Genomic DNA, 8916 nt, shown 5'->3' on the forward strand with positions numbered 1-8916 from the left:
CGAGGGAGCTTGCTCCCGCTGGGTGGCGAAGCCGCCCCAAAACGTTCTTCCAGACAAACGGCATCGACCGGTCTACGACGGCTACGCCGCCGAGCGGGAGCAAGCTCCCTCGCCACGGAGTGCGGTCTTTAAGGCGATGTATGTAACTTGCTGCCGCCTTCGCGAGCAAGCTCGCTCCCACAGGAGATTGGCGGTGGGTAACGGTTCTGTGGAGTTCATCCTATCCACTCAACCTTGACTCATCGTCCCCGAAAAACTCGCCTCCACCGGCCCGATGAGAAAGACCGCGCCCAGGCCATCCCATTGCACCGTTACGCTGCCGCCATCACATTCAACCTCGACGGTACTGTCCAACAAACCACGACGAATCCCATTGACAACCGCACCGCACGAACAGGACCCCGACCCCAGCGCAATACCCGCCCCGCGCTCCCAGATGCGCAACCGAATATGCGTGCGATCAATGATCTGGACAAAATGAACGTTGGTCTTGAGCGGGAACAGCGCGTTGGTTTCGATGGTCGGGCCGATCGTCGCGATATCAACGCCAGCCAGGTCATCGACAAAATAGGTGCAGTGGGGATTTCCCATGCTGCAGGCGGCTGGACTGCCAGCAAGTCGCAAGGCAGCGGTGTCCAGTTCTTGCGCCAAGGGAATGTCCGACCAGCCGAAAAGCGGCACGCCCATGTCGACGGAAATGCCGCCGGTTGGCGTACGTTCGCAAGTAAGCAAACCACGGTTAGTGCGCAGCACCAGCGAAGTCACATGTGCTTCGCGCATGAGCAGGTCCGCCGCACCTCGTGTCGCGCTGCCGCAAACATCCAGTGCAGAACCATCTGCGTTCCAGAACATCACCCGCGCGTCGGCATCGTCGCAATCGAGCAACACCGCGAGTTGGTTGAAGCCTATGCCCCGGTTCCGATCCCCCATCCGATGGGCCATGGCACTCGTCACCGCACTGGCCGAATTTCGCGAATCGACAATCACGAAGTCATCGCCATTGGCATGCATCTTGTGAAAGCTCAGTTGCATGCAAACGCCCTGCTGGAGATAGAAATGGAATTACCGTCAGGGTCTTTGGCGTTGGCAAAAGAGTAACCGTCCGCCCTGTGCGTCGCGCCAAACTTCAGGCCCTGGGCCAGGCACTTTGCCTTGAAACCTTCTACATCCTGGAGATCAAAGACAAGCTTTACGGTGACTTGCCCCGTTTTAACGGCCTTCCCCGCAGGGTGAACCATCAGGATCGCGCCACCGTTTGCAGGGCTCAATTCGGTGACGCGGTCATCGACTTTTCTTTCACTGGTAAAACCGAAGTGACGCTCATAAAAATCGCAGGTCGCTTGAACGTCCCGGACATACAGCATGATTCGATTGAGTGACGGTTGCATGGGTTCTTCCTTGATCATTGTGAGTGTTGCGCTTGCCCATATGCCTTGGTCATGACCGCCCAGGTCTTGGCGTCGGCAGGAATCAGATGCTCGATACGCAATGAACTCATGGTGATGTCGAACGGCATGCCGAAGGTTGTGAACGTTGACATGAACGTCAGCTCACCCTGGGGAGAGTCGACTCGTGTCAGCAACAACGGAGGCAGTTCGTTCGCCAGCGCCGCAGCGCTGCGTGGGGCCGGCAGGCTCTTCAGAATCTCAGCCAACGCGGGATTGTTCAAGGCTTCCCGAGATGCCCGTTGCCAGGCCACTACTCTTATTTCCTCGGCGTTGCTCAAACGATCGCCCAAGCCGCCGGGTTGCAGCAGTGTCACCAAGAGGTTGAGTCCCTCTGCCGCTTCCCTGGCAAGCCCAACCAGATCGAACAAGACACCCGCGCTGGCATTCGCGGCAAGGATGTCCCATTGAGCATTCAGAACAATCGCCGGGGCGGGGTTATTGGCGTGAAGTACATGGTCAATGGCATCACGTACCACTTCCATTGACGACGACGTGAGCGGCGTCGTTTCGTAGCGAGGGGCGTAACCACTGGCCAGGAAGATGTCATTGCATCGCTCCAAAGGTACATCCAGGGCAGTCAATAAGTTATGCAGAGTGCCGGGGCTTGGCTTGGCGCGCCCCGTCTCGATGCAACTAAGGTGACGCTGGGAGATGCCAGTGATCAGTGCGCAGTCCAACTGACTCAGTCCAGCCTGTTGGCGCAAGTGACGCAGTTGAGCACCGGCCGAGGTTGGCGGCGTCGTTCGAGAAAAAGGTCGACTGGTCATCCGTTGACTCTGGCATTGCGGGTGAGCGGCGTCGATGACCTCTGAGGTCATTGAAACCATGACGGTCAAATCACTAGCCTATCTCCACTGATCAATGAACTTGTCCAAGGAGGCAAAGTGAAGAAACCTTACATCGCACTTGTCACGCTGCTGCTTTTTTCCGTGTACACAGCGATTACTTTGTTTCTCGCCGAGCAATCGCTCCTGGCGTTCGGCATCGGGCTCATGTCTCGCCCAGACACCGCACAGGTCGTCATCGACCTTTACCTACTCGCTTGCATGGCGTGCATCTGGATGTACCGGGACACACGTTCTAAAGGCAAGTCGCTCACATCGCTGCTGCCTTACTTCCTGATCACGGCCATCTTCGTATCAATCGGTCCACTGTTGTACATCGTCGTTAACGGATTTGGACGCCAGTCGCCGGAGACAGGTATTCCCGATTACCCAGCTCCTTAAAGCGTCCCCCATCATGCGCATGCCTCCAGGCACGCCAGCACTTCAAACCGCGGGATCATAACCGCAGAAGACGATTGCAGCTCAAGGCCAATCAACAATCACTGCTTTCGGATCGCCCTGGCGCATCTGGGCCAGCTCAGCATCCGCCTTGGCTTGCGTCGCGTGGCAGAACTCGAAGGCGTTCTGGGTCTTGCCGGTCGGCCCCTTGGCCTCGGCCATGCACATCACCGCACCCGGCGCACAAACAGCGCTGTTAAGTTTGAAATCCCCCCAAACGCCAGGTTGTTCCTGCTTCACCTTGGCGATGTAGTTTTTGAGCGAGGGCTGCATGTCGCTCGCGGCTCCGGCGATCAACTTGACCGGGCTGACGCTAGCGCCGTAAGTGTGCTGGGTGGACAGTACGGCAGTGCAATACAGTGCATCGGCCGGAACCGCAGCAGCTACGCCGTTCGCCATCACCGTCGGCGTCATCGATACTTGAGTTCCGCCGGGCGCGACCAGAACCGGCACGATGCTGAACGCGTTGTTGCGCCATACCTTCAGGTTCACCCGCGAGCCAATTGGCGCTTTTGCAACGGCCACCCTGAAATCGATTGAATCGGCGATAAGCCCGTTATCCACTGCCACGATCACGTCTTGAGGCAAGATCCCGGCCTGTTGCGCACCGCTCCCCGGAACGGTTGACAGCACCACAACCCCAGCTGGGGGAGCTGACAGGGCCATGGCCCGCTTCGGATCGATGGTGTCGATGCTGGCGCCGATCCGGCCACGAGGTAAATTGGCGGGCTGGCAAGCTTTTTCCAGCCATACCTGGCTGGCCGCTTCTTTTCGAGCCGTGGCGACCTGCTTCATGATCGGCTCGGCGCTCGCCTGGTACATCGGCACTTCGCTGAGGGACATTTCGATGTACTCACAGGACTTGGAGCGATACCGGTCGGGCGTTTCCCGGGTCACCAGTTTTTGCAGGTCAATGGGCGGCAGGCCTTGGGGCGCGGCAATGGTGGAGGTCGCGGGAGAGACGCTGGCAGAGTCCGCTGTCGCGACCGAGGAGACCACATAGGCGCCGGCCGCCAGGCCTACGGCACTGGTCATTACGCTGGTGTCCACTCCCCCCATGGGAAGCAGCATCGCACCGACTACCGCCGCCTCACCGAGACCGCCATCAGAGGCACAGCCAGCCAAGGCAGTGAGCGAAAGTACAACGGCGAGCCTGGTGCTTGATTTGAAGGCAGGAGCAGACATTTCGCTTCTCGGTGATGGATTCGAATGGATCGTGGCGCATCATGGCAAAGTGCCTTTAAGTTGTATATCGAATGCACGTTCGCCCGGATGCCGCCCGTCTCAATCACCACGGCAACGAAGTGCTTGGTTTGAGGTTGGACAGGATGATGGCCAAATAGTACCTTGCCTGGACCCGCCTGAACGCCACGACCCCAGAGAAGCCCATGTCGACAAAATGCCTTACCGCAATACTGGTGCTCTCCCCGCTCATGGCGTCTTGCGTCAACCCCATGTACAGCGACGCCGAGCGAGCCGAAACAGCGGAATACCTGCGCAAGGTCAGAGACCCGGCGACCTACTACGCCATGGATTGTGAAACGTTCCTGGCAACCAAACGGGGTTGGGAACAATACCCCAACATGGCCGCCGACCCCGTTAACCTCGTGATCCAACAGGTCGCCACACAACGCGACTGTTCAGCCGGCAGCGCTCCTGTGCCCAGCGCGGCTGCGGTGGCCCCGACATCCGTGACGCCGGCGGCAATGCCCGTTCCCGTGTCCAATCAGTCGGGGTCCTTGGGCCTGCACATCACCCCTGTTACACCGACGGTGGCTCGGCAATTCGGCTTAGCCGCTGTCAGTGGCGTCTTGGTCTTGGGACCCGTACCCGGAAGTGGCGCTGAAAAGGCAGGCATGTTGGCCGGCGATATCGTTTTGCAAATTGCCGGGACTTCGGTCAATAGCCCGGCCGAGCTGACCGCTGTCGCCAGCCGTATTCGACCTGGTTTCGCGGCGCCGCTGAAGGTGTGGCGTTATCGGGCTCCCATCGATGTGCTGGTGGAAGTAGGCGACTCATCGGGCATGGCGCCCTCGGTAGCACCTGCGCCTGCGGCAGTCGTCGCGCCGACGCCGAGCCTCCCCCTGGCCGCCCCCGTGACATCGCCAGCGAGCAATAGCGCGACAAATACTTCGTTCTGTTTTGCCCTGTTCGAGGCCAGGCAAGTCCAGGGGCTGAGCGACTATCCGTCAAGGGGCCTTATCACTCCCGTCTGGCAAGGCCCGGCACTGAGCGGCACACCGGCTCGTCTTGCCATGCCGGAGTTCCAGGCATTCACTCGGGCCCAAGGCTACGATGTGAAAATGCAACCGATGTTCTGCCAACCCATCGGCGCCAGCGAGCAGTGCCAGGCGCTAGGGTCGGAGAGCTTCATGCTGACCACTCGCAGCTTTACCGCGATGGTCAATTGCACTGAAACCTTGCAGGGCGTAGAAACAACCCGCGGTCTACTGCTCAAACAGTGGCCTTATCTGCAGACCACCGCGTGGCGTCCTTTGGCGGGTCAATAATGGCTATCTCTCGAGCCAATCTTCCCGCGTCATTTCCCAGATTTCCTTAGGCAACGTCCCACAAACGAAGTCCCCCTGCTGCGTCGCAATCATGCGCATGCCTTCATGTTCCGAAACTTTACGTGAAGCCAGGTTGCCCACCGCCTTGGGCACTTGCATGACGGGGCGGCCCAGGGTTTCAAACCAATAGGCGTTGATCGCCTCGCACGCTTCGCGCATGTAGCCTTTTCCCTGCCATTGCGGCGCCAGCCAGAAACCCCGGTTGTTGCCAGGCTGGTCGTACAGGCTGATGCTGCCGATGCTCTGTGGCGGATCGTCGGCAATCCGGATCATCCAGTGCCACTCGCATCCGGCGGCGACAGCGGGGAGCGCGTGGTCGCGCACGTATGTCAGCGCGCCGTCATCCGGGTAAGGCCAGGGCACGCGACGGTCCAGGTAACGGACCACTTCCCAGTGTGGGAACAACCGTTGAATCACCGGTGCGTCCGTCAGCTCAAGGGGTGTGAGGATCAGACGGCGGGTTTGGAATGTGGGGATGGTTTGCATCATGAAAGTCCTTTTCAAACATCATGGTGTCCTTGAAAAACAACCCACTCCAGCGTTGTCCTCAATCCAGACGGCGACACAGATAGGCTTGGGTTTGATAAGGGAAATCAATAGTTTCACGCCCCCTCAAGGAGGGATGCGTGTCGATAAGATGCTGCAACTGATCACTCACCTTGGCCTTTTCGGCGGCAGGCAAGGCGGCGATGAAACTCACCGACAGGAAGCGGTCCATGATGACTTCCCTGGCGCTTCCTGAATGTGTGTATCGAAAGCAGGTCAATTCAGGAGTCGAAAAGTAGTTTCCTGTGAAGGGTAACTGCCACGACCCGGTATGAAAACGCGGAGTATCGCCTTCGTATGGAGTGATGATATCAGTGATAGCAGCCACCCAGTCCTCCGACTCATCACGTACGTTCCAGATCAGGCCCAATCGGCCATTCGCCCTGAGCACTCGGTAAATCTCGGCAAGCGCTTTTTCATTTGCAAACCAGTGGAAGGCTTGGGCACACACCACTGCTTGTGCCATTCCAGATTCGAACGGGATACTGTCTGCCGTCCCCTCCACAATCCTGACGTCCGGCAGGCTTTGGGCAAACTCGGCACGCATGGCCTCAACCGGTTCGACTGCAATGACATCGAGCGCCATGGACTTCAACAATCGAGTGAATTTTCCTGTGCCGGCCCCTAGATCGATAACTGCCGATCCCGGAAGAAGATCCAATTCTTGTTCAAGCCAGGCACTCAGTTCACTTGGGTAGTTCGGGCGCCCCTTGGCATAGGTGTGGGCTTGCGATGAGAATCCAATCTGGGCGGCCTTTTGAATGTTTGCCATGAGCCACGATCCTCATTGTGAATGTTGCATTAGCTGGGCTGCCCCTGGATGGAAGGGGAGAATTATTGCCTAGCCGTTTTCCGGATCTTCAACTGTCTTTCTGCGGCCTTTCGAAACCACCACTTTGTATCCACCGGTACGAGCCTCTTTAACCGAATGTGCGGTCAAAGGGTCGCTACGAAAGCGGTAATGAGCTGAGGTTTTCTTGGCGGGAGGGCGAACGGTTTGGATAGGCGTCGCCTTTGCCGAGGCTGGCGGCAAGAAAGCACTCGGCTCCATCGCAAAGCGCTCTGCCAGTGCGTACGCCATCTTGTGACTGATGGGCCGATCCCCACTGAGCACCTTGGACACCGCTGTTTTATCACCTATTTCAGGGAGCTCTGAACCGGTGAGTCCGAGCGTCTCCATCAAATCCCTGATCAGTAGGTCGCCTCAAAAGCGGCATTCGATGGGCGAAACTGGTCGGAGTCGCGCTGGTAGGCCAGGATTTCATCCTCGAGTTCAACGAGAATTTTCTCCTCGGTCTTGCTCAGTTCGCGCCCATCGGTGAGTTCATCGAGCAAGTCGGTCGCACGCTCATAGTCGGCGGGGGTCTCGATGCCATGCACAAACTCGCCGCGCAAGCGCTCTAGCACCGCATGCAACTCACCAAGCGTTGCGATCACGGTCTGGAAATCGTTCCGGTCTGCGCTCATCGTTTCATCCCTTTGTTTCTTGCATACCAGGCGTTGGCCACGTCGTAATCAGCATGCGTGTAGATGTGTTTGACGTAGAACTTCTGCCGGGTGTAGTTGACACCCCCTATCACCCTGAGATTATTTGCGCCTACGTCGATCACAACCCAATTCATTGCGGCTCGGGGCTTGAACAAATCGACACCGTGCGTACCGAAAAGCTTTTGCAGGTCCGCGAACGCCTTGGGGCGAGCCATCTTCAAAATGCGCAGGCAACGATCAAGTCCAGCCTTGTCGTTCGGGTACAAAATTGCAGCGTCGTCAAAACGTGATGGCGTGAGTATATCCATAGGCTTCCTTGTCTTTGAGCCAATGGCACTCTGGTTGTGTTTTTTAACAACTGCGATGTGTTGGCGGCAGCGGGACTCATACTGTGGCAAGTAGGCGATTTGGCCGGCAGCATTGGGCCAAATGGGTGATCACCTACACATCCGGAGACAAAATCATGAACCCAGACCATCACACCACCCGGGACCTTAGCTCCGCTTGCGCCTCAACACAGCAAGTTCACTCAACTTGACCATCTCGCAACCGCCTTGAAGCTCCACACCTCACCCCGTCACACACCCCTGCGGCACCTTTCCAGCAAAACTGTCCACCAGACTCGCCACCACCATCTCCCCCATCCGCGTGCGGGTCTGCAACGTCGCACTCGCCCGGTGCGGTTGCAGCACCACCTGCTCATTGCCAAACAACGCCTCGGGCACGTGCGGTTCATCGACAAACACATCCAGCGCCGCACCGGCGATTTCCCCGGCGGTCAGCGCCGCCACCAGGTCGGGCTCGTTGACCAGTTTGCCGCGGGCCACGTTGATCAGGTAACCGCCCTGGCCCAAGGCGCGCAGCACCTCGGCATCGATGATGGCTTCAGCCTTGTCGGCGGCCGCCGCGAGGATCAAGGCATCGCTGTCGCGAGCCAGTTGCTTGAGGTCGGCGACGAAGGTGTGGTTCACGTCGCTCATCGGTTGCAGATCGGTATAGCTGATCGGACAACCGAACGCGGCGGCGCGGGTTGCCACGGCGCGACCGACCCGGCCCATGCCGACGATGCCGATGCGCATGCCGGACACTTGCCGGGCCAATGGCAACGGAGCCAATGGCGTCGGGCTCTGGGGCCATTGGCCGGAGCGCACGTAGCGGTCACCGGTGCATAGCCCTCGGCACACCGCAATCAATAGGCCGATCGCCAGGTCGGCGACATCTTCGGTCAGCGCGCCGATGGTGGCGGTCACGCGGATTCCACGATCCCTGGCGTAGGCCAGGTCCACCGCATCGGTGCCCACGCCGTTGACCGCCACCACTTCCAGTTGGGGCAGTTGCGCCATGAGCGCCTGGCTGATGCCCGTGTGCCCACCGGTGATCACACCGCGAATGTTGGCGCCATGTTCTTGTAGATAGGCTTGTTTGTCAGCCTGTTCGAAATAGCGCCGTACCGTGAACAGCTCGTTGAGCCGGGTATTGATTTCAGGGATCAGGATCGGACTGAGCTGCAAGACTTCTGGCTTCATGTAGACCTCGTAACGGAATAGGAAAAAACTGATTCAAGCGTAATCAGGTGTGCTC

12 protein-coding genes are annotated in these 8916 nt (G+C 58.5%); 2 read left to right on the forward strand and 10 right to left on the reverse strand.

From position 1 onward, the window contains the following. Window positions 1–228 precede the first annotated feature (228 nt). The 3 genes from dapF to ACZ5M5_RS21530 are packed head-to-tail and all read right to left on the reverse strand — an operon-like array spanning window position 229 to window position 2215. Window positions 229–1032 (reverse strand): diaminopimelate epimerase, encoded by an 804-nt coding sequence (gene dapF / locus ACZ5M5_RS21520; RefSeq protein WP_207268191.1) that lies wholly within the window; start codon window positions 1030–1032, stop codon window positions 229–231. Next, on the reverse strand, window positions 1023–1388 hold the full coding sequence (locus tag ACZ5M5_RS21525; protein ID WP_060741326.1) for a VOC family protein: 366 nt from the start codon (window positions 1386–1388) through the stop codon (window positions 1023–1025). The genes dapF and ACZ5M5_RS21525 overlap by 10 nt, the downstream gene beginning before the upstream one ends. Before the next feature lie 14 nt (window positions 1389–1402). Next, window positions 1403–2215, reverse strand: a complete 813-nt coding sequence (locus ACZ5M5_RS21530) for a helix-turn-helix domain-containing protein (RefSeq protein WP_092255953.1) — start codon at window positions 2213–2215, stop codon at window positions 1403–1405. A gap of 117 nt (window positions 2216–2332) precedes the next feature. Between ACZ5M5_RS21530 and ACZ5M5_RS21535 the strand changes: the two genes are divergently transcribed. After that, window positions 2333–2674, forward strand: a complete 342-nt coding sequence (locus ACZ5M5_RS21535) for a DUF2834 domain-containing protein (protein ID WP_103310971.1) — start codon at window positions 2333–2335, stop codon at window positions 2672–2674. Between the two features lie 81 nt (window positions 2675–2755). Here ACZ5M5_RS21535 and ACZ5M5_RS21540 read toward each other — a convergent pair whose 3' ends face one another. Further along, entirely contained in the window at window positions 2756–3916 is a 1161-nt protein-coding gene (locus tag ACZ5M5_RS21540; protein WP_464737962.1) for a PDZ domain-containing protein, read from the reverse strand. A gap of 269 nt (window positions 3917–4185) precedes the next feature. Between ACZ5M5_RS21540 and ACZ5M5_RS21545 the strand changes: the two genes are divergently transcribed. After that, on the forward strand, window positions 4186–5241 hold the full coding sequence (locus ACZ5M5_RS21545) for a S1C family serine protease (protein WP_464737963.1): 1056 nt from the start codon (window positions 4186–4188) through the stop codon (window positions 5239–5241). A 3-nt stretch (window positions 5242–5244) separates the two neighbouring features. Here ACZ5M5_RS21545 and ACZ5M5_RS21550 read toward each other — a convergent pair whose 3' ends face one another. The 6 genes from ACZ5M5_RS21550 to ACZ5M5_RS21575 form a co-directional block, all read right to left on the reverse strand. Beyond that, the gene (locus ACZ5M5_RS21550) at window positions 5245–5787 is read right to left on the reverse strand and encodes a GNAT family N-acetyltransferase (protein WP_464737964.1); all 543 of its coding nucleotides are present in this window, start codon (window positions 5785–5787) and stop codon (window positions 5245–5247) included. A gap of 61 nt (window positions 5788–5848) precedes the next feature. Continuing rightward, window positions 5849–6619, reverse strand: a complete 771-nt coding sequence (locus ACZ5M5_RS21555) for a class I SAM-dependent methyltransferase (protein ID WP_060741321.1) — start codon at window positions 6617–6619, stop codon at window positions 5849–5851. A 69-nt stretch (window positions 6620–6688) separates the two neighbouring features. Beyond that, window positions 6689–7027, reverse strand: coding sequence for a hypothetical protein (locus ACZ5M5_RS21560; RefSeq protein ID WP_464737965.1), 339 nt, complete (start codon window positions 7025–7027; stop codon window positions 6689–6691). A gap of 11 nt (window positions 7028–7038) precedes the next feature. Beyond that, window positions 7039–7314: a hypothetical protein gene (locus tag ACZ5M5_RS21565; protein WP_464737966.1), complete on the reverse strand. Its 276-nt coding sequence runs from the start codon at window positions 7312–7314 to the stop codon at window positions 7039–7041. Continuing rightward, window positions 7311–7643, reverse strand: a complete 333-nt coding sequence (locus ACZ5M5_RS21570) for a type II toxin-antitoxin system HigB family toxin (RefSeq protein WP_464737967.1) — start codon at window positions 7641–7643, stop codon at window positions 7311–7313. The genes ACZ5M5_RS21565 and ACZ5M5_RS21570 overlap by 4 nt, the downstream gene beginning before the upstream one ends. 261 nt (window positions 7644–7904) lie before the next feature. Beyond that, complete coding sequence (locus ACZ5M5_RS21575) at window positions 7905–8861, reverse strand: 2-hydroxyacid dehydrogenase (protein ID WP_060741318.1); 957 nt, start codon at window positions 8859–8861, stop codon at window positions 7905–7907. Window positions 8862–8916: the final 55 nt, after the last annotated feature.

It is taken from the genome of Pseudomonas sp. Van50, from assembly GCF_055390755.1.

Bases quoted from the DNA above. Each gene is read 5' to 3' on its own strand.
- dapF (WP_207268191.1), bottom strand. From the start codon at position 1,032: ATGCAACTGAGCTTTCACAAGATGCATGCCAATGGCGATGACTTCGTG.
- ACZ5M5_RS21525 (WP_060741326.1), bottom strand. From the start codon at position 1,388: ATGCAACCGTCACTCAATCGAATCATGCTGTATGTCCGGGACGTTCAA.
- ACZ5M5_RS21530 (WP_092255953.1), bottom strand. From the start codon at position 2,215: ATGACCAGTCGACCTTTTTCTCGAACGACGCCGCCAACCTCGGCCGGT.
- ACZ5M5_RS21540 (WP_464737962.1), bottom strand. From the start codon at position 3,916: ATGTCTGCTCCTGCCTTCAAATCAAGCACCAGGCTCGCCGTTGTACTT.
- ACZ5M5_RS21545 (WP_464737963.1), top strand. From the start codon at position 4,186: ATGTACAGCGACGCCGAGCGAGCCGAAACAGCGGAATACCTGCGCAAG.
- ACZ5M5_RS21550 (WP_464737964.1), bottom strand. From the start codon at position 5,787: ATGCAAACCATCCCCACATTCCAAACCCGCCGTCTGATCCTCACACCC.
- ACZ5M5_RS21555 (WP_060741321.1), bottom strand. From the start codon at position 6,619: ATGGCAAACATTCAAAAGGCCGCCCAGATTGGATTCTCATCGCAAGCC.
- ACZ5M5_RS21560 (WP_464737965.1), bottom strand. From the start codon at position 7,027: ATGGAGACGCTCGGACTCACCGGTTCAGAGCTCCCTGAAATAGGTGAT.
- ACZ5M5_RS21565 (WP_464737966.1), bottom strand. From the start codon at position 7,314: ATGAGCGCAGACCGGAACGATTTCCAGACCGTGATCGCAACGCTTGGT.
- ACZ5M5_RS21570 (WP_464737967.1), bottom strand. From the start codon at position 7,643: ATGGATATACTCACGCCATCACGTTTTGACGACGCTGCAATTTTGTAC.
- ACZ5M5_RS21575 (WP_060741318.1), bottom strand. From the start codon at position 8,861: ATGAAGCCAGAAGTCTTGCAGCTCAGTCCGATCCTGATCCCTGAAATC.